This window comes from Candidatus Nitrosotalea sp. FS (assembly GCF_011319475.1).
Classification (GTDB): domain Archaea; phylum Thermoproteota; class Nitrososphaeria; order Nitrososphaerales; family Nitrosopumilaceae; genus Nitrosotalea.
This window is the reverse complement of record NZ_RCMC01000075.1, coordinates 192-828: the sequence shown is the minus strand read 5'-3', so window position 1 is coordinate 828 and position 637 is coordinate 192. Positions and strand designations below refer to the sequence as shown.

General features: G+C 40.6%; 2 pseudogenes. Both read left to right on the top strand.

The features are described 5' to 3' along the window. A pseudogene (locus DYY66_RS15825) lies at positions 1 to 161 on the top strand (3-methyl-2-oxobutanoate hydroxymethyltransferase); the annotation flags it as partial. Further along, a pseudogene (locus DYY66_RS13900) lies at positions 154 to 531 on the top strand (flavoprotein); the annotation flags it as partial. The pseudogenes DYY66_RS15825 and DYY66_RS13900, both read left to right, overlap by 8 nt. Positions 532 to 637 lie beyond the last annotated feature (106 nt).

Here is a 637-nt window from a genome sequence, read left to right as displayed (position 1 = left end):
AACCAAAATTTGCAAAAAGGTATCTTGAATTGTCTTCTGATGTTATACAAGCAATCCAGTCATACAAAAGTGATGTAACATCAGGCAAGTTTCCCGGAGCAGAACACTCTTTTTTGATGGAGAAATCTGAACTTGAAAGGTTGAAAAAAGAAATTGGTTGACAAGCACCCTTCATTGGATATTGTAGGCTCTGATGGTACAGAACTTGCAGGAAAAAAAATTGTCTTGTGCATATCAGGAAGTGTTGCTGCATACAAGTCAATTGAGCTTGCAAGGTTACTGATGCGACATGGTGGAGATGTCACCTGTGTCGCAAGCGAGGCTGCAACTGATTTGATCCAGCCTAGTTATTTCAAGTGGGCAACTGGAAATCCTGTAATAACAAAACTTACTGGAGACTTGGAGCACATCAAGGTTGCAGATTATAGACAATCAGATCTTATTGTTGTATATCCTTGCACTGCAAATACTCTAGGCAAGCTTGCAAACGGTATCGATGACACCCCGATATCTACAGTACTAAGTGTTGGTNAGTACTGAGTGTTGGCCTTGGTTCCAAGATTCCAATCATAATTGCACTTGCGATGCACCAGGCAATGTATGAAAATCCTGCTGTGGTGCACAACATTGAATTTTT